Below are 19,081 nucleotides of genomic sequence, written 5' to 3' on the forward strand. Positions count from 1 at the left end.
AATTTTCCTGTGGACCTGACATTAAGCATGTAACAAATTGATATGATCCAAATCTGTACTGCTGTTGAAAATAAACTCCAATTTATAATCGCCGCGAAGATAGGTTATTTTTGTTTGTTTGACCTTGCCATTTTTAATGGTAGTTCTGGAGTCGGGAGCATACCAGTTCTTAAACAACATTTTCTTGGTGATGCCACCGATATTGGTTCCTCGCTCGACATTCGTACCAAAATAGCGCATTTCGCGAATCTTATCCAGCTTAAACAAGAATGCATAACCTGGATGGCCCATTTCAGCATGATAGATAATAAAAGACTCCGCATCGTCACCCTGTTCATACGGTTCTCCCATAAGCTCGAACACGTCTTCACGGGTGCTTTCCCCTATGGTAAGATCGCTAACGGAACCGGGAAACTGTCCTTTCAATGCAGGCTTATAGAAGCTATTCAAGGTTTTCAAAGCTTGCTCCGAAGCTGTGTCGGTTACACTTTCAGTTGCGGCGAAACTTGTAGGGAGATGATTGGTACTAGAAACAATGCCGCCCATAGCAACAACACCGACCAATACAGTAGCCATAGTGATTTTTAAAACGGGTTGTTTAAATCTCATATTGAATTTCCTCCTCGTGTATAACACCTAGGATGATCTAATCCATTTAGCTGACTGCTCACTTATCAATACCCTTTTACGCTCATCACCAAACAATAGAACATACCGGCTTCACTCTTGATACCTCCTCTTGACGACCTACATTCTGTTGTCTCCCTTCGCTATGATATATAATATAAGTATTATTGTACGGGAGGAACTATTGTGCCTAAGATCGAAATTCCCCACAGCAAGAGTGATCGATTCCGTTTCAAAAAGACTCCTGAACTACTTTTTGCCGGACAAGTTGTTGATGAGTACTCCTTCTATGCTGCTCCCCAGATCCACGATTTCTGCGAAATGATCTACATTGTTGAAGGTAGTGGAGAATTTAATATTAGCGGTAAAAATTATGTATTAAATCAAGGCGATATGGCTATTTATAATCCCGGAGTCCAGCACGAGGAGCGCTCCTCAAGCGAGGGTCCATTCAAGGTATTCTACTGTGGCGTTGCCAATTTACATATCGAAGGCGTTCCAATCGGCATGTTATTGCCACCCTCTGTCGATCCGGTTATATCGTGTGAGAAGTACGCTTTTAAAGTAGAAAGCTATTTGTCTGAAATATTGCAAGAATGCGACTCCCAGGTGCTTGGTTACGAGACGCTCAGCAACAATTTACTGATGTCCCTCATTACGCTGATCTACCGGATTGTAGACGTGAAACACCAGTTCCAGAGCCTGCAAGGCAAGAATGAAATTACGATTCGGACCAAAGAGTTTATCGATAAAAATTACACGCAGAACATCACGCTCAAGGATATCGCCGACACGCTGTATGTCAGCCAGCATTACCTATCCCATCTTTTCAAAAGAGACCTAGGCGACTCGCCCTTCAACTATCTCATTCGCCGCAGAATTGAAGAGTCAAAGCGACTACTAGCGGAGAGTAATTCTCCGGTACATGAAGTCGCCGCCCGTGTAGGATATAGCAATGATAAATACTTCTCCATGTTGTTCAAAAAAGTAACTGGCCAAACTCCGAGTGGGTTCCGGGATGGGGAGAAAAGAAAGGGAAAATCCGATGATGTGGCGCCGGATGACCATAAGTTAAACTGATCTATATAGATTGTGAGGGTTTTAAATGTCAGAAGTGAAAGCAACTCCATATAAAATGATTTTTGGTTGGGAAGATGATAATGGAATAGGCGAGATGTTAATCAGGCAAATCCTTAATGGGGACAAGACGGCTACTTGCGCACCTAAAGAGGAATATTCCGAACAAGAATTACGAGAAACCTATGAACCCGTTGGTGAAATTTTAACCGTCTATGATAAACAAGGTACACCCCGATGTCATGTTAGACTGACAGAAGTATTTGAAACTACGTTTGGTAATCCTGATCTAAGACTTGTGCGAGGAGAGGGAAACGGGGATAACGTACATCAATTCCAAGAAGACCACCGGTTAGCTTGGAAAGATATTAATATTGAATTGAAGGATGAGACGATTTTAATCGTTGAATTATTTGAACTGATACCATATTAAAAAAAGAGGGTACCTAAAAACCAAGGAAATAGTTCTAGGTATCCTCTTTCTCTTTTATACTCAGTACCACAATCTAACTGGTTTCCCACGATCCCACCCTTCCACAACGACGATACTATGAAGGTCGGGTTTATCCGGCCAACTAATATACGTCTCTTGTTCCAAAACACTTAAGCCACTCAAGACGTCACCTTTTGTTCGCCCTGTCATCCGTTCTAACTCGCCTATTTCCGGCATCCGGCGTCGCTTACTGGAGAAGTTGTACAGGATACGCAATAGCTTGCGTTCCAGATCAGGAAGCACTTCGGCCACCACCTTTTACGGGGATACAAGCCAGAATTTGATCAACTCGGAACGCACGTGGTGACTTCGTTTTCAGACAGGTAGCACGAACCAATCCTCCACGTACCGCATGTACCTCGATCCGGCGCTGAGTGATCTTCCCGCTCCGATCCATATAAATAATCTCAACCCTTTGCCCAATGTATTTTTCCACCAATATCATCTCCATACAGGAACTTATGTTCTTATTATATGCGAACTTATGTTCTTTATTCAATGGTTGATATTTGAAATACAAATTGCCTTGGGGAAAAATAAAAACGCCCCATTGGGCGCTGTCAAGGTTACGTATGGTCATCCTACTGCTCTATAATATCAACAAGCAAACCTTTTGATCCTTTATCCGAAATAATCTGTGCGGGTATGCCACCCACTGTAACATTATCCGGAACATCTTTCAGAACAACTGCATTTGCTCCAATTGCAACATTATCCCCTATAGTTATCCCGCCAATAATTTTGGCTCCTGGGGCAATATAAACATTATTTCCAATCGAAGGGGATAGGCCTTTGGCCTCTCCGATGTTCGTAGCTGAATGAATACGACAATTCTCGCCGATATTACAGTTTCCATTAACTACAATACTTCCATAATGGGCTATGCTAAGACCCTTACCAAAAACATTGGGAGGTATGCTAAAACCTAAGTTAACAGACATCTTAACAAATCGAACCATCAAAAATTTAAAATATATTTTACCTAAGAGATCCGTGCGACAATTTTTATAGTATTCTACTTTTCTTAACAATAATTGAAAACGAATGATAGGCCGAGAAAATCGATGAGTCCACTTCCATTCCAAAATATTGTTCGCTAACATATCCGTTTTAACATATTCTTTATATTGCCCTTTTGAAGTTATCAAAACTCTATCTCCTTTACTCATCTTTCTCACCATTAATTTATCATATAAATTAAGGATTGCAAGGAAATTTTATGAAATAATAAGTTGCAGCATACTCTTTCATTTCGATCCTAGCTAAAAGGAGATAGATTAAAAAATGTAAAGTCAACGACCGCTTCGTGGACGGATTATCCTTACAAATTATATCCGCTACTATTTGGCTTCGTTGGATTCGAGATGATCCCCATAGTTGCTAATAGTCCAAGGACAACATCCACTATAGTTAATAGATCCTGTTTCATTGCCTCCGTCAAATCAAAAACGCCTGTCAGATGCCCAACAAGCTGAATTAGTAGTACTGCCTGAGATACAACACTGATCCATAGAGCGTAGTTACGCCACCTTTTCTTGTTCATTATCGTTGATCTCCTTTCTCGATTTGAAGTAGTCTTTGATGCAGTTGATCAATTTGTGCTGAATTCCCCGCGATCAACTTAAGGAAATTCCTTCGCAGCTTGTTGACGACGATGGCCGTCTCTTCGCGAGTGATCGGTGCTCCCGGACGTTTACCGTCAAAGTAACCGTTAGCCTTTGCTTCAGCCCAGTCATCAGCCGCCCATGTGCTGACGATGTTAATATCCCGCTCTTGGTTGTCCGCCACTTTATCATCATCCTTCCCTGCTGCATGGCTCGAATAGCGCTTTTTGAGCTCATCGATTGTGCCATCAAATTCATTCAGGTCAACGTTACCGTTGATCCCGTTAATCTTCCTTGTACCGTTCGGAAGTGAGCCACCCGCCGATCCATCGCTATATTGCCAGAACGTCCAACGAGCCCAGCCCGCAGCATCTGCTGGCACCTGAGTTGCACTGTAACGAGCGATCCACAGAGGATAATGATTCAGACCACTAAAATTACTTATAAACGACGGATAAGTGTACACCATGGGTTTACTACTTGTCAGTCGGTAAATTTCATCGAGGAAGCTCTTAGCGACCATCGTAATCGTCGCTTTGTTTAAGTTATTTTTATTGGACTCATAGTCCATGACAGGTGGAAGATCAAATAGTTTAACTCCACCAGCCGCTTGTATGGCTGAGTAAAACACTCGCGCCGCAGCCTTTGCCTGATCCACCGTAGTGACCGAGTCGTCCATGTAGTGATATGCACCAACCAACAACCCAGCAGCTTTTGCTCCTAGGACGTTGTCGAGAAACCGCTTGTCCATACTGTTCTGTGTAGCTTTTATAAAAACAAAGGAGATCCCGCTAGCCGCAACCTGATGCCAATCAATAGCTCCTTGCCAGTGAGATACATCAATTCCCTGCGCATTTCCTTGTTTACGTAACTGCATACTACCCTCTTCCTTCCATAACAACTTTAATTATTGCCAGAATGACAGCACCAATTACAGTTGTGACCAACCAAAAAATCGTCTTATCGATTTTGTCTATCCGCTCATGCGCCGACTTCGCCAAAGATATCGCTTCTACAGCCAATTCGCGCGCGTTAATCGCGGAGTCTAGCTTCTCCTCGATATTATCTACCTTCGTCTCGACTCGCGTTACTCGTTGTAATGTTTCCAGTTGCGGGTCTGGCATTAGGTATTCCTCCTGTCTGATAGAAATAACCCCCGGATGAGGTCCGGGGGTAAAATAAAAACGCCTAAGGGGGCGTTGGTGGTGTGGAGTAGTTTTTTCATTAAGCGCTATAGGATATCGTTAAATCCTTTTGTGTTGTCTGCATCACTGTCTCTGATAGCCTGCTTAACATCCGAACCGGTATCAAGTGCGTTCTGGATTACAGCACCAAACATCTTTTCAAATTTATCTATTGGTGTGTAAATACCATAATACATATCACTACTCCCCCAGACTATGCATTCTCCGACTACATCCAACATTCCAGTTAAGTAATTTTTTTTAATCCAAGATTCAACCATTAGTAACAACTCCTTATACAGCGTATGCAACGCCTTCTATAATTTTCATTAATTCAGATTCATTGTTTTTAATTATTAGTGAATTAGATGAATGGAATATATCAATTTTAGCGGAACCAGAAGACTGATCAATACTAAAATATGACTCACTTGAAAAAATTTTTGTATAAATTGGAGCAACAAAAGCAAAATGTCTTACAGTTATAAAATAAGTAATAGGTGTGAAGGGTAATGGTACGTTTAATACTGAATTTGGTGGAATTTCTATTTCAGAAGAGGGGAACCGATATCTGTTAGAGGCCTTTCCAGTAACACCAAATATAGTTTTACCCTGCACAATATTTGCAGGTAATAGATTAGAATCGCCTTTTATAGTAATATCACTGCTATAATATCCAGCTTCTTTAATCTGGTCTGTTGTTACTGGTGTAACGGTGCGACCAGCACCACGGTTTGGCATTGTACCAGTAAATTCCCCATCATCACTGCTGAATGTCTTCCCAGCTAAAACATCACCAGCAGCAGCGTTACCAGATGCTTTAGCTAATATAAAAAAACGCCCACCACTTGCTTCATCGTAATAAAAATCGTAAACCTTACCTGACTTAATACCGCCAGATGCAATTTGGTTTCCGTCCAATTTCAAAAATGGTATATTATTGATGGTTACGTTAGCGGTATTATTTACAGTAGCCTTAAATGAGCCCTTTTTATTTTGTGCCGCTGTAAAGTTTAGAAATATAGCATTTTCCGTGCTGCCTGTTATCGGGTTCAATATCGCTATATCCGCCAAATGCACATTAACCGAATCATTTACCATCTTTACCGCTTTCTCCGTCGCCGCCACATTCTCTCTCGTACCATTAGTAGCATTTGAGAGCTGCACAATCCCAGCTTGAGCCAAAGTAGCATTCGGCACATGAATATCCTGCACCGCTTCCTGCAAATCACCGACAGCGACATCAATTTTATCCCAGTTGTCATTCAGCATTGTTTTAATATTAAATGTCTCGTTACCGTCAGTTGCCGGATTTTTTTTCAATAAATTAAGTTTAGGTGTGTTACTGGCCAACTGGATCACCTCCTGCAAATTTTAATAAGGGAACTTGCTCCATCTGGTTGAGTGTCAGGACACCGTGAATATCTCGAATGAGCAAATAATTGAACTCATATTCCACCTTCATATGGGCTGGCTTAATCTCGTCAATTATGGCCTTCAAATCATCCAAGTTAGGTGGGATTCCTACCGTATCGATGAACTCTACCGTAAAACTCCACTCCTGCGGTTGGAATGTTACGTTTACTTTGCCTCCGTCGTAGGCTTCGGCTACATTTTTGACTAGGCGTCCGGAGAATTTCCCACTGCCGCGTAGTTTAGATTCAACCAATGCTCTACGTTGTTCTATCGGCTTGCGTTGATCAGTCTGAATTCCTAACTCATACTCCCAACGGTCCAAACCCCAAGTAGCTGTCTGAACAAAAAATTGCTGCAATATTTCATCTAGTGTTCCAAACAGCGAATCCAGCTCTGTTCCCTTAGTGTTCATGTCCGCTTGCATAATACGAGAACTCTCATAGTAAGTCGGAAGATACGAGAACAGTTCACGCCCGCGTTCGCTTGCTATTAGAGTCTCATTCATGGACATCCACCGTCCCCAATACGGCAACTTGCCCTGGATGGATCTCCATAACAGAATCCGTACTACCGTTCATCGTCAAATCGGAATAATCTATAATTGATGTAATATCGAGCAGAACTGCCGCAATACGTGTATACCTAACATAAGAATCAGTAAATGCTAGCTGCTTCAAATATCCCTTTACCCCACTTAAAATATGGGCCTTCGCGTCCGCAAATGAAGCACCACTCGCAAGTGTAAGCTTCACACTAATGTTAATAGATACTTCTTGTGCTGGTTGCACAGTAACAATTGGGCCTGCGGGTGCCGTCCCTTCCCCCTGCCCGTCCTGCGTGGGATCAATATACTGTTGAACTGCAGCTACTATCTCCGCATTAGCCGCACGTTTTTCGGTGTCGAGCAAATAAATTCCTACTGTCCCTGGTCCATTCCAGAGTGGAGTCACCTGCATTCCGCCTACACCCGCAACTTCTCCGGCCCATTTTAAATACTGAGCTTTGTTGCCGCTTGTCCCTTGATTGCGAACTTGAGAATAGAATCGTTCAAGCAAAGATTCATCCGATTCGATATCTGCTCCGCCTCGCGTTTCTTCCAGATTCGTCACCGCAGTCACACCATTGATCGGAGTGGACAATACCGTAATGACCCCGGCGGGCACCGTTCCTGATTTTCCTGGTACGATTGCGCGAACAGGCACTATACCCTCACCGTTCTCTAGTAAAATAACAGCAGCAACTGTCTCATATTCAATCGATGCTTCAGCTGTTACTTCATCCGCTGGAGTTGCGACAATAGAACCTGCTGGGATTACTTTCCCCGGTGTCCCTTTAAACCTAACAGATCCAGTCGCTGCAACAGCTGTCCGCCGCACCACTCCATGCTCAGCCGTTCTTAGGTCCAAATACTCTCCGAACGAAGAACTGGCAAAACCCCGCTGCAACACCTGCTGCGCCCAAATCGCCGCTTCCGACAACATAAATGCAACCGGTGCCTCAGCGTCCCAAATAAAAGAACCCTCGGATTTATCAATATCCGCGGGCACTCGTTCCAGCATTCTTTGCATGATTGTCTCTTCACTCTGATCTTGCAAAAAACTCGGCAAGTCCGCCATTATACCTTCACACTCCCTTCTATAGTTTTCGTCTCATCCCGTATATTTCTCAACTTACATGTAAACGAGCAGCTATCCATAGACCATTCGAAAGTAAAATTATCAACGGAAGCCGTCCTTGAATCCTCCATTAACGTCTCCCTCGTCATACGTTCGATCTCCGACTCCAGTATGGCTCGGCTGAATCTTGTGCCAATTAAATCTTCATACTCTTGTCCGTAGTCACGAGAGTAAATCAGATGCCTATACCGAGGGGTACGTACCGCTTTTTGACACCACATTAACCAAGCTGCTGTATCTGCAGCAAATGATATTTTCCGGGTCGGGGTCATAACAAATTCTCCTGCTTCAAAATCAAAAAGCCAGCTACGACCAAACTCTATCTCCGAACTTTCCGTTTCGCCGCTTTCTTCTACAGTCCATTCCGTATCCACTGGAAATAAACTAGCCATCTTTACTCACCACCTTGCACATCACAATGACATCATGACCACCATTTAAATTGAGAACAACCACCCTGTCTCCAGGTATTAAACCAGCAGCCAGATCAGCTCGTACTCCTTCAACCTCAGCTGCCTCAAAATCAAATCTCATACGTGATGAAGTAGAAGATGCCCCTACCGGATTGCCCTCTGCATCAATCGGAGAAGCTGTTGTTCCAAGAAGATGAAACTCGGGCAAGTGTAAGGTAACTGGAAATTCAGCAACGAAGTAGTCTTGAATTTCATGTTTGAAATGGTCCAATTTTAACCCTGTGGTCGTCAACGTCCCAAGTTCTGTCGCAAGTCCAGACAAAGCCGTCTGGGCATACCCTGCAATCTGGTCCCGAAGAGAAACAGCTAGCACCTTATATGGATCAGCCATTCAAAAAATACCTCCTTTTCACATACTCCGAAGTGCCCAGCTCCAGCGACATATGACCAGGATCGCCTAGCTCATGAGTCACAGACATCACAATCAACCCCATACCACTTAACTCAACTTTATCCCCTGCACGAAGTGTGTTAATGTCTAGCCCGCTCACGGAGAATGTCTCCTGAATGCCTGTAAGCATAGAATTAGCAAGTTTTTTGGCTGCTGTCGTTGTTGTGATATCCTCATCTTGAATGATTCGTTGTAGTGTACCTAGCTTGGGAATAAGCTCTGAGGATGCAACAGCTAGAAACTTAGAAGGTAAATCCTCGCTGGGCTTTTTTGTTTCATCCCTTCTGCCGATAACTTTCACCTTAGTAATAGCCCCTTCTAACGTTCGAAGCTGGCTAACCTCCTCGGTAGCTTCCAATTTCCACACTAAACTGTTACTACCGATTTTGAATAATTCCAACCCGGCCGGGGTCATCCGAGGAATGTACATATCTCCTCCACCTTTAACCGTTTCCCGCAAATCGGCCATGATCATGTTGTATATCGCCTGCGCGCGGTAGGTCGCCTTGTTCAGCTGCTTTTTGGTATCAGGAACATTTCCAAGTTGGATGTCCCACTCTTTTGCATATTTTTTCAAACGTTGGCTAGCAGTTCCATTAGCTGGAAAGAGAAATTCATCCTCAGACTTCACTAGATAGATCGTTCGGTCGTACACCATGAGATTGATATGCTTCGTACTTTTGTTACTGCTATTGCATTCCCAAATGACACCAGGGTTGAGCAAGTGAACCTTGGACTGACCAGAATAAGGAACGCCGCTAATCCGGATTTCCTGTCCTGGGGCAATGGAAAGTCCTTCGCTTGGAACTTTCAACTGAATACTAGCTTCATATGAAATTTGATCCAGAGAATCTTTCAACGAAATGCTCTCAATGAGCTCCCGCAAATAATACTTATCCTCAAGCACAACTTCATAACTCATGATGGCAGCACCAACTTTTGCCCCGGCTTGATCAGATTGGAATTAGGTCCGATGATTGCTTTGTTCAGGCTATAAATCGCCTGCCACTTGGAACTATCCCCCAGCTCAAGCTTCGCAATTTTGGAGAGGCTATCACCTGATTTGACGGTGTAGGTCTTGGGAGTGTTTTTTGTATCAGGGCGACTAGTCGTTGTTCCACCCTTTTCCTTACTGGAATCAGCTCCAGCTTTAGCGTGGATCTTCGGCTTCCGCCAAGTTCGAGCAGTCAGATCAAAATAAATATCCCCCGGCTCACCACCACGAAAGGTGCTATCATGGGTTGCGATCATAACGAGCGCATTGATCACATTTCCAGTAGGGCCCACGATAATCAATCGGACTGGTGTCTTGCTATTCATAATTTGCGTTAATTGGTTCATTGCATCTTTCGGATTAGGGATCTGCTTGTACTTACAATATCCTTCGTCATGCACCAATGGAAAAAAAGAAGAGAAGGTGATCTCCTTCACCTTCTCCCCATTTATAAAATCAAACTCTCCAAGAGACAATATGTTAACTGTCTCATATCCTTTTCCCCGAGATATCTTAACTTCTTCAGGATTGACGGGGAAATAGAAGTCCTTACCCTCAGAATCAATTAAGTGGATTTCCATTGTTATTCCCTCACTCCTTTAAGTTCTGCATTGAATACTTTACAGCGTCTGCGATTTGCCAGCCTGCTAAGTTGGCGAGTTGTTCGTAGTCGATTTCGTCTTTTTGAACTGTCAGGTTAACAGTCCCTGGAGTTGTACTAACACTAACCATTGGTTGTTTATTAGAATCATTAAGCGTTTCCCCAAAACTGGAAAGCTGATCCTCCGTAAAAAATTGTTGAGAATTATTATCCTCTGAACTATTATATATTTTCTCTCCATTGCGCATTTTGTCCCACGAAGATTTTATCAAATCCCAATACTTCCCCCAAGTATCTTTACTAGTAACGCTATTATATCCTTCCTTCCCTATCTCTGCCCAATGTTCAAAATATCCCATTCCCTCTACTGGTTTACCATTTATTTCAGTAATGGGGGTATTCATTCCTTCCCAAATCCTCTCAGGAGTATCTCTTACCATATCAGACATTCCTGTTCTATCCATAAACTTCTGAGTTTCATATATCGAAAATACTAATCCAGCCAAATTTGTGGGACCTTTAAGAAAAGAGAGTGCCTTCGAGCCGTAAGGAAGTGCCTTAGTAAGTGCATTTGATCCGTAATTGAGTGCCTTTGAACCGTAAGGGATAACCTTCGCAAATGTCTTCGAGCCGTAATTAAGTGCCTTCGAACCATAGCTAAATACCTTTGTAAGTGCCTTTGAAAATATATTTCCCCTCGTCCCTAATGTTGCTGTTCTGGATAATGTTCCCGTAGTTGTTTCTACTCCGGTTGCAACTTCAGTGGCTACTCCTGCTTTCTTACCAATCCCCACCAACTTTAATAACTTCTTGCCCATGTTCATAAGTGGAGCACTTAAGCTTTTAGAAAGAATAGTTACTGGAAGGCTTACCGCTAACTTACTTCCAATTTCTTTGAGATAACCTCCCAACCCGGATTTTTTGTCCTGATCACCATTATTTAACGGAATATTACCAAGCTTACTAGCAACCTGCTCAGAATCTAGCACACCAAGAAAAGACTGAAAAAAGGTTTCACCTGCCCGACGACCCGCTTCTGCATATGGTGATTCCTCTTCCAACGGATTTGAACCCTTCTCGAGATAATCAAACTCTCTTGTTGCTTTCGGTACTTCCGCCAAACCCAGCGCCTGCATGATAAAACCTCGTAGTCCATTCCCCAAAGCAGTTCCAATAGCTGATGAGATTTTCGCTAGTGTGCTTTGTCCATCGGAACCGATCCAATCGTCAAAAGATTTGCCGATCACTATGTCCCATGCTACTCCGTCGACAGCAACGCTCCGGCGAGTTTGGGTTAATGAGGCCAAAGAAGCACGTATGCCACCAATATTGCTTGAGACATGATCGATAAGAGTTGCGACTGGTGTAACTTTCATTCGATCTAGTTTCATCAAATTGTATCTAATCCTAGTGACCTTCGATGTTACTCGATCATCCAAGTTAACCTTAGGAGCTATCTTCGTCTTACCAAGAACCGATGCGCGTCGCTGTGTTTGTTGTAGCAACTTGTCCAAGCCCTTCAGCTTCTTCTCTGTTTTGTCAATGTCGCGATTATCAATCACAACATCTAATTCGTAAATTTCTTTATCAGACATATCCTACCTCCTTTCTCCGCGCGGTGACCTATTAGAGCCAGAAGGAGAAGGAGAGGATACCATCTCCAACTCCTTTATCGAAAAGGCTCTTAACAGCAGGCGCTCGCCTTTGGAAAGTGACCAATATACCCCGGGGCGTAGACTATGTTTACTCCACATATGGAATAACAAAGTCGTCATACCACCGGAGTTTATTAGTTTTTTACGTCTTCGATGTCCACCCCGAAGCCGGAAATCTCCAGCACTTTATCTCCGACAGCATCAAGTTCACCCGCTAGCAAAAGTCGACGTATAGCCTCTTCGCCACCGGAGAGCTTCAAGCGACTCGTAAGGCGATCATCGCCCCACCCACTCAGCTTCACACTTTGCTCCGTACCTTCGCTCGTTTTTTTGATGACTTCAAGGGAAGCGGTAGCTTCTTTGATCAAAGCAGCATTGAACAACTCACTGTCGATCTTCTCCGTGACTTGACCTTTGGTCGTCTTCCGCACGGTGCAGCGTTCACGAATCCCATCTACCTTACTTGATGTTAGACCACGTAGAGTTACACGTAGGTTAAGCCGACCAATAAGAACGGTCTCTTCCGGCAGATTGGCTGCCGTCTCGAAGAGACCGTCCAGAATGTCCTGTTCATTAAATTGTTCATGTTGACTCATGATTTATTATCCCCCCTCAAATTATGATGCAACAATCGGATCAAGTAGTTCATAGGATTCAAAGGTAAACGCCGTCTCTTCGACGACCTCTTCGCCCGCTGTCCAATTCGCTAATTGAATCTTATCTACCATGCAACCATTCAACTGAATCCGTTCGAAGCCGTAAGCCTCCGGGTCCTCAAGTTTATGGATAATGTTAAACTTCTGAAATCCTCTGCTAATCATCTCCGAAGTCACTTTGTAGCCGCTCATTGTGCCGGTTCCCTTTTTCCGCCCCAGCTTGAATACGGTATAATCTGTGCCGACGAGATTAAGCTCTCGTTTATCGGCCTCTACATTTGCTTCCAGATGATTTAAATTTGATTGCCAGATTCCCTCAATAAAAATCTGACCGAACGTCCCCATAATTACGCGACCAGGATCAAGATATTGTGCCATTGACTATTCCTCCTCTTATTTATTGCACGTTGAACGTGCCGAAAATTTGTTCCATAACATCACTAGCATCTGCCGTCCATGCCAGGAATACCTGATCATCTGCGGGTTGAAATTGTGCAGCACTCCCATAAAACCGCGAATCTAGTGTTACGTCGAAGCCTGTAGATTCAATTACATTTTCTGAAGCTAACGTCTGCAAATATTGCTTTCCAGCAGCAATCAATGCAATTCTACCTTCTTCTGTGTTATTGACTTTACCGATATAATTGTCCTCTGCCTGACGCTGCAAATCAGAATTAATCTGATCGATAACCCGAATCTTTCGGATTTTCTTCCAGCCATTGTTCTGACCCTGACGAGGTGTAATCAAACTGTTCACTCCGCGCAGTACCTTAACTCTACGTCCATCGTGCACCAGCAGAAACACACCATTCTGAATTCCATGTTCCTGTTCTGAACGGGTCCAACGACGTGTAACATCTTCAAATGGTGTCACAGCATACGTCGTCGACTCCTTCAATGCCTGTCCAGCAATTAATCCTGCTACCCATGCCGCTACTTGAGCAGAAGTGTATTCCTTCCCGTTCATTTTTCCGCCGGTACCTACATTTACAACACCCTCGAAATCAGTAGCGATACTGCGAGCAATACTTTTACTCACCGCATCTACAGCGATATCTTCTGCTTTGGACCCGCCGAACGTTGCGATAATCCCTTTGCCCTCACCACGCACTCGTTTCACCCAGGCAACCAAGCTGGTACGAAGTGCCGCATCACTGACTCCATCGAGTGTTAGAACATGGAAGTCTTGGGTCTCAAAAGCTTCTGTAGCCGCGATATAATCAGTATTCGTGATCCCAGAGATTCCACTGTTTCCGCCAGTAAGAACTACACCTGATACATCTGCAACAATACCGTCGCCGACTTTCTCAGCAACGATCCACTTATTCCCGGAATCTTCATTGATTGATGCAATAGCTACATCAACAGTGCCATCTCCAAGAGATATCGTTCGCAATAACACGTTACCTTCGTATAACTTCAATTCCTTCTGACTGGCTACAACAAGATTTGGTTGAATCGTCACCTTGAAGTCATTACCACGTGTCCCTGTGTATTTTGCTTTCAAGGCTAGTACATCTACTGGTGTTTGAGCTGTATTTTTCAAGGTAACCACAGCTTCTGCAGCAGAATGATCTGCTAATCTGTAAGCTAGCAACTTCTTAGGTCCACCCAATAAAGAAAGGTACAGCGTTGTATAAGCTGTCGCCCCATTAGATTCATTGTTAGAGAACATTTCCTTAATTGTCGTTTCATTTGAGACTTCAACAAATTGCCCGATGGGTCCCCAATGTGATTTTACTGGTGCGACTACTACACCGCGTGCTCCCGATTGAATTGCTGTTTCGGCCGCGCCCACAAAGTTCATGTACAGACCTGGTAATACCGGTTGATTAGTCAAACTCCAATTGCCTCCTGCCATGTTACTCCACCTTCTTTTCTAGAAATTGTTGTACCAAATCTTTTGCTTCATTAACGGTAAGCATCTCTTTATCGATGCCATGAAAAGCACCGATCATCACTTCAGGTTTCACTCCCGCAAGAGCTTCAGCGTTCGCTATAATTTCCGCTACCGAGTAGGTCGGGGACGGATTAGCAGGGACTGCTAATCCTTTGAAAAATCCTTTTCGTTCTGCCAAGTTTCTCACCTCATATTTGATTTGTAATTTACGAATTGCATCAATGAAATTTCCTCCACCGGACGACGTCCCGTTCGCCGAGTACAAGTGACCGTAATCTGTCCCTCTGTCGTGCCAGTCGTGTTAACGTTAGCGTTCAAATTCCCCTTCGGTTCGCTGATGGTCAGAAAGCGCCTTTCTGCGGCTTGAAGTGGTATTTTGACTGCTGCTCCAAGTTCCACTAGCAGTTGAAGAACTGCCGCATTCTGCTCAATTGGATCATCTGCAAGGACTGTTGCTGTCAATCGCTGTTCAATCTCATAGGACGATAAACCTAGTACACGTACATCTATTCCAGTTACCCGCCACATAATCGCAGGTTTGGTATAATCAGTCGGCCAAACGCCGCTATACAGTGACCACTTACTCCCCACAACGTCTTGCGTCCAAGCACAAATTGCTGTAATCCAAGAATGAACCGTACTCTGTGCAGATTCAGTCATGCTACTCATGGCAAGTTCCACATCTGAGATAGGGGGACAGGTTCCTTCCTCTTTGAAGTCGAATATTGCTCCTGTGCTAATTTTTCATGCGGACGACTTTCTCTTTTCGACAATGGTATTCACCTCCTTTCCAGCTCTTTCATCCAGTACACATTGCGGACGACTGCAAAATTGCTTTGTTCCCTCCCAGCGTCCCCAAATGCAGCCCTTACATAATTCTGGCTGTATCGATTCGGGGGTTGATGAACGAAGCTTATTCTTTTTCCTCAAATGAATTCCCCCAACAAAAAAAGTCGCCGAGAGAATCAGCGACTTTTGCATTTTAAATTTGTGAGTTCTGACTTTAATGCTATATGATCCACCTGATCCGCTTCACCCGATTCCCACAATACAAATTTAACATGGGTAAAGTCTAATGAACGGACAAGCAACGGACATGTACCGGACATCAAACGGACACCGTTTATTTTTCAAAATAAACTCCAAACTCTGTTTTGTGTGGTAAATACTAGAATTTCTATTTATAATAAAATATAAATAGGAACACTCTCCCAAAGAAAGAAGTGAATCTATGAAAAAGATAGGCTATTTAATCACAGGGCTAGCTTTAGGATTAACCATATCTATAGCAAGTCCGGTATTTGCACAGGGTGTAAAAACCATTACCGCTAAACTCAACAACACTGTCAATGTGCTTGTGAACGGGGAGAAAGTATACTTAAATGCCAAGCCCCTAATATACAACAATCTTAATTATCTTCCTGTAGCGGAAATAAGTCAGGCGTTGGGTCTGGATGTTAGTTATGATAAAAAGACTGATGAAATTAGGATTGTTAATCCAAATGCAAATAATTTTCCAATAGCTGCAGAACCCGTTACTTATAATAAAGAATTAAAGCTTGGTGAATCTGTTGAATTTGGTAATATAAAATTTACTATTAATAGATTAATTAGCGAACCAAGAGAGTATATCAACGATTTAAATTATGGACTGGATTATGAAATTGAATCTTTAAACGGTAGTTCTGATGGGGTTGTTATTGAAGCCCAGTTAAATCTTCAAAGTGGAAGAAGCTATTACTTAAACTTTGAAAATATTGATAAGATCATTCAAGGTTCAACGATCAGGAGTACTACATTATATAAAGGAATTTCAGTTGATGAGAACGAAATACCCATTAGTATCAAAGTTAAATTAACTTCGTACACGAAAACAATGGATATACTCGGATACGCAACGTGGACTCTTTGAGCCCACGTTTTTTTATACCACAGGATACTCCACCCCAACAAAAAAGCCGGCTATCAGCCGACTTCATACTTCTCTCTCGTTATTTCCTCATCACCTTCAACAACTTCAAGTTTCATGAACGCCGCCAATACCTGAATCGCGCTCGCCTTAATCCGGCGATATGTGCGGTCGCTGATGCCCATTTCTCCGCAGCTGATGAAGTCGTATTCGCCTTCATTGTCTAAGTAGCTTCTTTCGATGACTTCCCTTTGAGGGCTTGATAGATTTCCCATGGCCTTGTCCAACAATGCTGACTTTTCGCGTAATTCCGCTTCCTTGTCTACGTTCCTAATGGCGATAGTCTCGGTTGGTTTACTAATAGCATTCGTAGGTCCGTGAAACTTCGGTTCGTAGCTTGCGGTGATTACTGCCTCCTGACGGATAAATCCAATTTGTCTGTACTGCCGAACTTCTTCTAGGCGTTCCTCAACGGCAGCTCGTGTAGCCGCAGTGTCTATTGGTACTGTATTAAAAACGATGTGTATAGGATGTTTACATTTTCTCATCATAATCCCTCCGCTCGATATCATGCTTAACATCAATGTTACCAATTTGGTAACTTCTAGCGTAAATTTTTTTCTGATTTCAGCAACTTCCTTTATACTCTTAAATTACATTCTCTACAGTGACTCATTCTCAAAATTAGCGTTAGATCAACATTTTTTAGTGTGGCATCAAATAATCACAATCTTACGAAAGTAGCTTGTTCTACAGTTTCATCTGAGATATCCCTTCGATAATCACCAATTTCCGCTCTGATATTCTTCCTCTCGACGATCTATCGTCATATAGCGAAATGGTAACTTATCCCGATTATATTTTACCAATTTGGTAATGTCAACCTATTTAATTACCATTTCGGTAATACAAATATATTTACCAATATGGTAATACTATGATATATTGATATAAATGATGAATGAGGGAGCGGCTATGGAAACTTTGGGCGATCGTATCAAATATGTTAGGGAAAAAAAGAATATGACCCAAAAGGATCTAGCTACCAAAGCGGATTTAACCATCGTACAGTTGTCCAGGTACGAAACGAATGATAGAAAACCAGATCCGGAATCGTTAAGACGAATTGTCGATGCGCTAGATACCAACGGGGATTATCTGCTTGGCCGCACGCAAGACACCTCACCTTCAGATGAGAAAGGGACAAGCATGTCTTTTTATGGTGGTCCAGAATCTTATACAGCCGATGAGATTGCGATGATGGAAGCAGCGCTGAAGGCTTATCGGGAGCAGAAGAAGAAGTTATTGGAACAAGATACCACAAAGAAATTCAAATCATAAGAAGGACATCCCCTTACGGATGTCGAAATACTTATAGTCTAAATGAACAATTCGGCCCTTTTTTCGAGGGTCATTATTTTCCAACAAAAAACGAACATACATTCTCATAAGAAGGTGATTGTTATGTTATTCTCTTACTATAAAGAAAGCCATTTGGAACAATGGATCAATACCAAGTTTTTAAGCCACGGAATTATGAATACTACCGATCATGACATTGAACGGATCGCAGAAGCTTTTAATGTGGAGCTCGTTTACGATATATGCCCTTCTTTTTCCGACAATGAAGACGGGGTAATATTCCTTAATAAGCATGCCGATGATGTGACTGCACGGGTTATTTTTTTTCATGAGTTATGCCATGTGCTTAGACACGCGGGAGATCAGCGAAATATGTCCTCTCTCTTCAAGGAAGCTCAGGAGCTTGAGGCGGATCAGTTTGTTCTATATGCTGCGATGCCTTTTTATTTGGTTGCAAAATTGCATGTTCCTGATCAACGTAATGAAGCTATTCCTTACCTCGCCGATCAATTTCATGTCCCGCTTCATCTCGCGGAGCAAAGACTGGATCAAATACAACGCCGCGTACTTCATGGCACGCTGATCGCGGCAGCACATGAGGCTAATAAGACCCAACAACGACAACAGCAACAACAAGAAACGAAATGGTCTAATGAAACGGAGCGTATTTTGACGCAATTATCGCATCAGTTGTCAGGAAAGGAGGCGCTCTAACTAATTATGCGAATCGCAGCATATTCTGACTTCTATGGCGAAGCGAAGCGACCGCTTCAGTTAATCATTCAAGTTCGCCCAGGTGAATTGGATTGGACCCGTACACTATACCTTCCATTATCCAGCCCATTTGAGCCCTTTGAAGTGGAGGAGTTTGGTGATGTCGTTGGAGTCTCGGTACTTATGGAGGACCTGATTAGGCAACCGGGATCTGAACCCGTTATCGGCATTCACCTTCCTAGTATTGCGCAGCGTCACGGTACCGAGATCTATCATTTCGTAGTCCAGATGGACGATATCGAAGAGGTATTGAAATTTGAGCGGGGATATTTTCATCAAAAATAAATAC

29 protein-coding genes are annotated in these 19,081 nt (G+C 43.0%); 6 read left to right on the forward strand and 23 right to left on the reverse strand.

All coding sequences use genetic code 11. The features are described from left to right. Positions 1-21: 21 nt before the first annotated feature. Entirely contained in the window at positions 22-609 is a 588-nt protein-coding gene (locus IEW05_RS15230; RefSeq protein WP_188540221.1) for a YjgB family protein, read from the reverse strand. Between the two features lie 204 nt (positions 610-813). Between IEW05_RS15230 and IEW05_RS15235 the strand changes: the two genes are divergently transcribed. Together IEW05_RS15235 and IEW05_RS15240 are read left to right on the forward strand one after the other, a co-directional pair. Further along, a complete protein-coding gene (locus IEW05_RS15235) occupies positions 814-1,707 on the forward strand; it encodes an AraC family transcriptional regulator (protein WP_188540223.1) in 894 nt (297 codons plus the stop codon). 34 nt (positions 1,708-1,741) lie between these two features. Further along, the gene (locus IEW05_RS15240) at positions 1,742-2,137 is read left to right on the forward strand and encodes an ASCH domain-containing protein (protein ID WP_373285837.1); all 396 of its coding nucleotides are present in this window, start codon (positions 1,742-1,744) and stop codon (positions 2,135-2,137) included. A 60-nt stretch (positions 2,138-2,197) separates the two neighbouring features. On the opposite strand, the gene IEW05_RS15245 is transcribed toward IEW05_RS15240, so the two are convergent. The 21 genes from IEW05_RS15245 to IEW05_RS15345 form a co-directional block, all read right to left on the reverse strand. Continuing rightward, positions 2,198-2,440 carry a hypothetical protein gene (locus IEW05_RS15245; RefSeq protein ID WP_188540227.1) on the reverse strand — a complete coding sequence of 81 codons (243 nt, stop codon included), beginning with the start codon at positions 2,438-2,440 and terminating at the stop codon, positions 2,198-2,200. Beyond that, positions 2,430-2,636, reverse strand: coding sequence for a hypothetical protein (locus tag IEW05_RS15250; RefSeq protein WP_188540229.1), 207 nt, complete (start codon positions 2,634-2,636; stop codon positions 2,430-2,432). Before IEW05_RS15250 ends, IEW05_RS15245 begins: the two co-directional genes overlap by 11 nt. A 142-nt stretch (positions 2,637-2,778) precedes the next feature. Beyond that, positions 2,779-3,366, reverse strand: coding sequence for a serine O-acetyltransferase (locus tag IEW05_RS15255; RefSeq protein WP_188540231.1), 588 nt, complete (start codon positions 3,364-3,366; stop codon positions 2,779-2,781). A 152-nt stretch (positions 3,367-3,518) separates the two neighbouring features. Then, on the reverse strand, positions 3,519-3,740 hold the full coding sequence (locus IEW05_RS15260) for a phage holin (protein ID WP_188540233.1): 222 nt from the start codon (positions 3,738-3,740) through the stop codon (positions 3,519-3,521). Then, positions 3,740-4,678 carry a glycoside hydrolase family 25 protein gene (locus IEW05_RS15265; protein WP_188540235.1) on the reverse strand — a complete coding sequence of 313 codons (939 nt, stop codon included), beginning with the start codon at positions 4,676-4,678 and terminating at the stop codon, positions 3,740-3,742. Before IEW05_RS15265 ends, IEW05_RS15260 begins: the two co-directional genes overlap by 1 nt. Position 4,679: 1 nt before the next feature. After that, positions 4,680-4,925 (reverse strand): hemolysin XhlA family protein, encoded by a 246-nt coding sequence (locus tag IEW05_RS15270; protein ID WP_188540237.1) that lies wholly within the window; start codon positions 4,923-4,925, stop codon positions 4,680-4,682. 107 nt (positions 4,926-5,032) lie between these two features. Next, complete coding sequence (locus IEW05_RS15275) at positions 5,033-5,266, reverse strand: hypothetical protein (RefSeq protein WP_188540239.1); 234 nt, start codon at positions 5,264-5,266, stop codon at positions 5,033-5,035. A gap of 13 nt (positions 5,267-5,279) precedes the next feature. Beyond that, positions 5,280-6,338 carry a tail fiber protein gene (locus IEW05_RS25795; RefSeq protein ID WP_229753390.1) on the reverse strand — a complete coding sequence of 353 codons (1,059 nt, stop codon included), beginning with the start codon at positions 6,336-6,338 and terminating at the stop codon, positions 5,280-5,282. Beyond that, on the reverse strand, positions 6,328-6,906 hold the full coding sequence (locus tag IEW05_RS15285; protein ID WP_188540240.1) for a YmfQ family protein: 579 nt from the start codon (positions 6,904-6,906) through the stop codon (positions 6,328-6,330). The genes IEW05_RS25795 and IEW05_RS15285 overlap by 11 nt, the downstream gene beginning before the upstream one ends. Continuing rightward, complete coding sequence (locus IEW05_RS15290) at positions 6,899-8,017, reverse strand: baseplate J/gp47 family protein (protein ID WP_188540243.1); 1,119 nt, start codon at positions 8,015-8,017, stop codon at positions 6,899-6,901. The genes IEW05_RS15285 and IEW05_RS15290 overlap by 8 nt, the downstream gene beginning before the upstream one ends. Then, positions 8,017-8,469, reverse strand: coding sequence for a DUF2634 domain-containing protein (locus IEW05_RS15295; RefSeq protein WP_188540245.1), 453 nt, complete (start codon positions 8,467-8,469; stop codon positions 8,017-8,019). Before IEW05_RS15295 ends, IEW05_RS15290 begins: the two co-directional genes overlap by 1 nt. Next, entirely contained in the window at positions 8,462-8,881 is a 420-nt protein-coding gene (locus IEW05_RS15300) for a hypothetical protein (RefSeq protein WP_188540247.1), read from the reverse strand. Before IEW05_RS15300 ends, IEW05_RS15295 begins: the two co-directional genes overlap by 8 nt. After that, positions 8,874-9,863, reverse strand: a complete 990-nt coding sequence (locus IEW05_RS15305; protein ID WP_188540248.1) for an XkdQ/YqbQ family protein — start codon at positions 9,861-9,863, stop codon at positions 8,874-8,876. The genes IEW05_RS15300 and IEW05_RS15305 overlap by 8 nt, the downstream gene beginning before the upstream one ends. Then, positions 9,860-10,516: a LysM peptidoglycan-binding domain-containing protein gene (locus IEW05_RS15310; RefSeq protein WP_188540257.1), complete on the reverse strand. Its 657-nt coding sequence runs from the start codon at positions 10,514-10,516 to the stop codon at positions 9,860-9,862. Before IEW05_RS15310 ends, IEW05_RS15305 begins: the two co-directional genes overlap by 4 nt. Before the next feature lie 10 nt (positions 10,517-10,526). Further along, positions 10,527-12,131, reverse strand: coding sequence for a hypothetical protein (locus IEW05_RS15315; protein WP_188540260.1), 1,605 nt, complete (start codon positions 12,129-12,131; stop codon positions 10,527-10,529). Between the two features lie 194 nt (positions 12,132-12,325). After that, positions 12,326-12,787: a phage tail assembly chaperone gene (locus tag IEW05_RS15320; protein WP_188540262.1), complete on the reverse strand. Its 462-nt coding sequence runs from the start codon at positions 12,785-12,787 to the stop codon at positions 12,326-12,328. Positions 12,788-12,808: 21 nt separating this feature from the next. After that, positions 12,809-13,225: a phage tail tube protein gene (locus IEW05_RS15325; RefSeq protein ID WP_188540264.1), complete on the reverse strand. Its 417-nt coding sequence runs from the start codon at positions 13,223-13,225 to the stop codon at positions 12,809-12,811. A 19-nt stretch (positions 13,226-13,244) separates the two neighbouring features. Beyond that, on the reverse strand, positions 13,245-14,708 hold the full coding sequence (locus tag IEW05_RS15330; RefSeq protein WP_188540266.1) for a phage tail sheath family protein: 1,464 nt from the start codon (positions 14,706-14,708) through the stop codon (positions 13,245-13,247). Position 14,709: 1 nt separating this feature from the next. Then, on the reverse strand, positions 14,710-14,925 hold the full coding sequence (locus tag IEW05_RS15335; RefSeq protein ID WP_188540914.1) for a YqzN/YkzM domain-containing protein: 216 nt from the start codon (positions 14,923-14,925) through the stop codon (positions 14,710-14,712). Between the two features lie 5 nt (positions 14,926-14,930). Then, positions 14,931-15,416, reverse strand: a complete 486-nt coding sequence (locus tag IEW05_RS15340; protein WP_188540268.1) for a hypothetical protein — start codon at positions 15,414-15,416, stop codon at positions 14,931-14,933. Between the two features lie 75 nt (positions 15,417-15,491). Beyond that, positions 15,492-15,677 (reverse strand): hypothetical protein, encoded by a 186-nt coding sequence (locus IEW05_RS15345; protein ID WP_229753391.1) that lies wholly within the window; start codon positions 15,675-15,677, stop codon positions 15,492-15,494. 301 nt (positions 15,678-15,978) lie between these two features. Here IEW05_RS15345 and IEW05_RS15350 point away from each other — a divergent pair, with 301 nt between their 5' ends. Continuing rightward, complete coding sequence (locus IEW05_RS15350) at positions 15,979-16,659, forward strand: stalk domain-containing protein (RefSeq protein ID WP_188540273.1); 681 nt, start codon at positions 15,979-15,981, stop codon at positions 16,657-16,659. A 53-nt stretch (positions 16,660-16,712) separates the two neighbouring features. Here the strand turns inward: IEW05_RS15350 and IEW05_RS15355 are convergent, their stop codons facing one another. Beyond that, a complete protein-coding gene (locus IEW05_RS15355) occupies positions 16,713-17,204 on the reverse strand; it encodes an ArpU family phage packaging/lysis transcriptional regulator (protein WP_229753392.1) in 492 nt (163 codons plus the stop codon). Between the two features lie 427 nt (positions 17,205-17,631). On the opposite strand from IEW05_RS15355, the gene IEW05_RS15360 reads away from it, so the two are divergent. The 3 genes from IEW05_RS15360 to IEW05_RS15370 all read left to right on the forward strand — a co-directional run bounded on the left by IEW05_RS15360 (position 17,632) and on the right by IEW05_RS15370 (position 19,077). Further along, the gene (locus tag IEW05_RS15360; protein WP_188540277.1) at positions 17,632-17,997 is read left to right on the forward strand and encodes a helix-turn-helix domain-containing protein; all 366 of its coding nucleotides are present in this window, start codon (positions 17,632-17,634) and stop codon (positions 17,995-17,997) included. Between the two features lie 123 nt (positions 17,998-18,120). Continuing rightward, positions 18,121-18,732 (forward strand): ImmA/IrrE family metallo-endopeptidase, encoded by a 612-nt coding sequence (locus tag IEW05_RS15365; RefSeq protein ID WP_188540286.1) that lies wholly within the window; start codon positions 18,121-18,123, stop codon positions 18,730-18,732. Positions 18,733-18,738: 6 nt separating this feature from the next. Next, complete coding sequence (locus tag IEW05_RS15370; RefSeq protein ID WP_188540288.1) at positions 18,739-19,077, forward strand: hypothetical protein; 339 nt, start codon at positions 18,739-18,741, stop codon at positions 19,075-19,077. The last annotated feature ends 4 nt before the right edge of the window (positions 19,078-19,081 follow it).

The organism is Paenibacillus segetis, from assembly GCF_014639155.1.
GTDB lineage: Bacteria > Bacillota > Bacilli > Paenibacillales > Paenibacillaceae > Fontibacillus > Fontibacillus segetis.

Coding starts and splice junctions, on each gene's coding strand:
- IEW05_RS15285 (WP_188540240.1), bottom strand. CDS start 6,906: ATGAATGAGACTCTAATAGCAAGCGAACGCGGGCGTGAACTGTTCTCG.
- IEW05_RS15315 (WP_188540260.1), bottom strand. CDS start 12,131: ATGTCTGATAAAGAAATTTACGAATTAGATGTTGTGATTGATAATCGC.
- IEW05_RS15340 (WP_188540268.1), bottom strand. CDS start 15,416: ATGAGTAGCATGACTGAATCTGCACAGAGTACGGTTCATTCTTGGATT.
- IEW05_RS15255 (WP_188540231.1), bottom strand. CDS start 3,366: ATGAGTAAAGGAGATAGAGTTTTGATAACTTCAAAAGGGCAATATAAA.
- IEW05_RS15370 (WP_188540288.1), top strand. CDS start 18,739: ATGCGAATCGCAGCATATTCTGACTTCTATGGCGAAGCGAAGCGACCG.
- IEW05_RS15330 (WP_188540266.1), bottom strand. CDS start 14,708: ATGGCAGGAGGCAATTGGAGTTTGACTAATCAACCGGTATTACCAGGT.
- IEW05_RS15365 (WP_188540286.1), top strand. CDS start 18,121: ATGTTATTCTCTTACTATAAAGAAAGCCATTTGGAACAATGGATCAAT.
- IEW05_RS15270 (WP_188540237.1), bottom strand. CDS start 4,925: ATGCCAGACCCGCAACTGGAAACATTACAACGAGTAACGCGAGTCGAG.
- IEW05_RS15350 (WP_188540273.1), top strand. CDS start 15,979: ATGAAAAAGATAGGCTATTTAATCACAGGGCTAGCTTTAGGATTAACC.
- IEW05_RS15305 (WP_188540248.1), bottom strand. CDS start 9,863: ATGAGTTATGAAGTTGTGCTTGAGGATAAGTATTATTTGCGGGAGCTC.
- IEW05_RS15295 (WP_188540245.1), bottom strand. CDS start 8,469: ATGGCTAGTTTATTTCCAGTGGATACGGAATGGACTGTAGAAGAAAGC.
- IEW05_RS15325 (WP_188540264.1), bottom strand. CDS start 13,225: ATGGCACAATATCTTGATCCTGGTCGCGTAATTATGGGGACGTTCGGT.
- IEW05_RS15230 (WP_188540221.1), bottom strand. CDS start 609: ATGAGATTTAAACAACCCGTTTTAAAAATCACTATGGCTACTGTATTG.
- IEW05_RS15320 (WP_188540262.1), bottom strand. CDS start 12,787: ATGAGTCAACATGAACAATTTAATGAACAGGACATTCTGGACGGTCTC.
- IEW05_RS15360 (WP_188540277.1), top strand. CDS start 17,632: ATGGAAACTTTGGGCGATCGTATCAAATATGTTAGGGAAAAAAAGAAT.
- IEW05_RS15290 (WP_188540243.1), bottom strand. CDS start 8,017: ATGGCGGACTTGCCGAGTTTTTTGCAAGATCAGAGTGAAGAGACAATC.
- IEW05_RS15265 (WP_188540235.1), bottom strand. CDS start 4,678: ATGCAGTTACGTAAACAAGGAAATGCGCAGGGAATTGATGTATCTCAC.
- IEW05_RS15310 (WP_188540257.1), bottom strand. CDS start 10,516: ATGGAAATCCACTTAATTGATTCTGAGGGTAAGGACTTCTATTTCCCC.
- IEW05_RS15355 (WP_229753392.1), bottom strand. CDS start 17,204: ATGAGAAAATGTAAACATCCTATACACATCGTTTTTAATACAGTACCA.
- IEW05_RS15275 (WP_188540239.1), bottom strand. CDS start 5,266: ATGGTTGAATCTTGGATTAAAAAAAATTACTTAACTGGAATGTTGGAT.
- IEW05_RS15300 (WP_188540247.1), bottom strand. CDS start 8,881: ATGGCTGATCCATATAAGGTGCTAGCTGTTTCTCTTCGGGACCAGATT.
- IEW05_RS15260 (WP_188540233.1), bottom strand. CDS start 3,740: ATGAACAAGAAAAGGTGGCGTAACTACGCTCTATGGATCAGTGTTGTA.